Consider the following 3,225-nt stretch of genomic DNA (forward strand, 5'->3'; position numbering starts at 1 on the left):
AGATGCTCTAACCGACTGAGCTACAAAGTCATATAATTTTAAAAAAAGTTTGGCAACTACCTATCTTCCCTATTACTAAGTATTTTCAGCGTACACAGACTTAACTTCTAGGTTCGAAATGTTACTAGGTGTATCCCTGTGGCTATTGTCACCAAACTTCTTAATTATCTCCATAAGACAATCAAAAATGAATAGTAAAGTAAAGAATATTTCTAATAAAAGCCTACGTATTATTAGTATTGGTCAGCTAAATGTATCACTACACTTACACCCCCAACCTATCAACCACTTAGTCTCAGTGGATACTTAAAAGAATACTTATCTCAAAGTGGGTTTCTCACTTAGATGCTTTCAGCGATTATCCCTTCCAAACGTGACTACTCAGCCATGCCACTGGCGTGACAACTGATACATCAGAGGTTTGTCCATCCCGGTCCTCTCGTACTAAGGACAGATCTTTTCAATATTCTAACGCCTGTAGTGGATAGGGACCGAACTGTCTCACGACGTTCTGAACCCAGCTCGCGTGCCTCTTTAATGGGCGAACAGCCCAACCCTTGGGACCTTCTCCAGCCCCAGGATGAGACGAGCCGACATCGAGGTGCCAAACACTTCCGTCGATATGGACTCTTGGGAAGTATCAGCCTGTTATCCCCGGGGTAGCTTTTATCCGTTGAGCGACGGCCTTTCCATACAGCACCGCCGGATCACTAAGTCCTGCTTTCGCACCTGCTCGATCCGTCAATCTCGCAGTCAAGCTCCCTTATACCTTTACACTCTTTGGTTGATTTCCATCCAACCTGAAGGAACCTTTGAACGCCTCCGTTACTCTTTAGGAGGCGACCGCCCCAGTCAAACTGCCCATCTAGCACTGTCTCAATTTCTTGATTAGAATTTCAATAATATATGGTTGGTATTCCACAGGTGACTCCTTTAAAACTAGCGTCTTAATCTCTCAGTCTCCCAACTATTCTATACACACATTACCAAAACCCAATGCCAAACTACAGTAAAGCTCCACGGGGTCTTTCCGTCCTACTACAGGTAGTCGGTATCTTCACCGACATTACAACTTCACCAGGCCTCCAGCCAAGACAGCTCCCAAATCATTTCACCATTCGTGCAGGTCGGAACTTACCCGACAAGGAATTTCGCTACCTTAGGACCGTTATAGTTACGGCCGCCGTTCACTGGGGCTTCAATTCGAATCTCTCAATCCTCCTCTTAACCTTCCAGCACTGGGCAGGTGTCAGCCCATATACGTCGCCTTTCAGCTTAGCATAGACCTGTGTTTTTGATAAACAGTTGCTTGGGACTCTTCACTGCGGCCTACTTTGGCTCCTGATGTTCTCATTCACCTACCATAGGCACCCCTTCTCCCGAAGTTACGGGGCTATTTTGCAGAGTTCCTTAGCTAGAGTTATCCTGTCGGCCTCGGGTTTCTCACCCAGTCCACCTGTGTCGGTTTACAGTACGGGCACTTTATCCCTCTTTAGAAGTTTTTCTCGGCAGTGTAGGATTTGTAACTTAAGCACTAGTGCTCTTCCCCATCAGGTCTAACATTTAATAATACGGATTTGCCTATATTATCATGCTTCTCCCTTAGAATGCCTATTCCGTCAGACATCTTACATACCTTCCTGCGTCACTCCATCAGTTAACAGTTTAAAGTGGTATAGGAATATTAACCTATTTTCCATTCGCCACGACTTTCTAGTCTTCGCTTAGGTCCCGACTCACCCAGGGTTGACAAACATTGCCCTGGAAACCTTGGACTTCCGGCCAGAGGGATTCTCACCCTCTTTCTCGCTACTCATTCCTGCATTCTCACTTCTGATACCTCCAGATCGCCTTTCAGCTCTCCTTCTACAGCCTACAGAACGCTCTCCTACCAACAACATTGTTGTTACATAGCTTCGGTTTATGTCTTAGCCCCGTTAAATCTTCGGCGCAGATACTCTCGACCAGTGAGCTATTACGCACTCTTTAAAGGTATGGCTGCTTCTAAGCCAACCTCCTGGTTGTTTGTGAATATCCACCTCCTTTCCCACTTAGACATAATTTGGGACCTTAGCTGATGTTCTGGGTTGTTCCCCTCTCGTCCATGGACCTTGTCATCCATAGACTCACTCCTAAGTATTAATATATGGTATTCGCAGTTTGCTTAACTTCAGTAAGCTATACGCCCCCTAGGTTATACAGTGCTCTACCCCCACATATCTTTAAACTTAAGGCTGCACCTAAATGCATTTCGGAGAGAACGAGCTATCTCCTAGTTCGATTGGCTTTTCACCCCTAAACCTATCTCATCTCCCAACATTTCAACGGCGGTGAGTTCGGTCCTCCACTGCATCTTACTGCAGCTTCAACCTGGACAGGCCTAGATCACTAGGTTTCGCGTCTATAACATGCGACTTGCGCCCTCTTAAGACTCGGTTTCCCTTCGGCTCCACTCTCTTAACCTCGCCACATATCATAACTCGCAGGATGATTAACCAAAATCCACGCAGTCAGCTCTCGCCTCCTACCGTTTGTAAGCACATGGTTTCAAATTCTTTTTCACTCCCTTACTCAGGGTTCTTTTCACCTTTCCCTCACGGTACTCTCCTCTATCGGTTAGTAAAAGTATTTAGCCTTATGTGATATGGTCCACACTGATTCACACCAAATTCCTCGTGCTTGATGCTACTCGGGATTAATATTATACATGTATTACTTTACACTATACGAGGCTATCACTCTCTTTGGCCAGGCTTTCCAACCTTGTTCCGTTTACATAATACACATATCTTGATTATGGCTATCTCAATAAATATCTCCCTCTACCACATGATGGCAACCTCGCCAAGTTTAACACCACCATGTTTTAGGCTCTTCCCCCTTCGCTCGCCGCTACTAAGAGAATCGTTTTTACTTTCTTTTCCTCTAGCTACTTAGATGTTTCAGTTCGCTAGCTTACCTATTTCTCACTTGTCCTTCCAACAAGTAGGTTTCCCCATTCGGATATCTTAGGATCTACGCTTATATGCAACTCCCCTAAGCTTTTCGCAGCTTATCACGTCCTTCTTCGGCTTTTACTACCTAGGCATCCTCCATGTGCCCTTAATTAGCTTTTTAATCATCTTTTCTATATTTTTTTACAGTTTAACTACTTATCTTTTCTTTCGTCTCTGTTTAAAGTTGTAATTCTTTACTTTCTACTATTCATTTCTCATTGTCCTATGT

General features: G+C 44.5%; 2 rRNA genes. Both read right to left on the reverse strand.

The window, feature by feature from the left end:
- Nucleotides 1-47: 47 nt before the first annotated feature.
- Nucleotides 48-156, reverse strand: a 5S ribosomal RNA gene (rrf, locus tag AYC60_RS00645).
- A 57-nt stretch (nt 157-213) separates the two neighbouring features.
- A 23S ribosomal RNA gene (locus tag AYC60_RS00650) occupies nt 214-3,117 on the reverse strand.
- Between the last annotated feature and the right edge of the window lie 108 nt (nt 3,118-3,225).

Origin of the sequence: Streptobacillus felis (assembly GCF_001559775.1) — a bacterium.
In the GTDB taxonomy this organism is placed as follows: Bacteria; Fusobacteriota; Fusobacteriia; order Fusobacteriales; family Leptotrichiaceae; genus Streptobacillus; species Streptobacillus felis.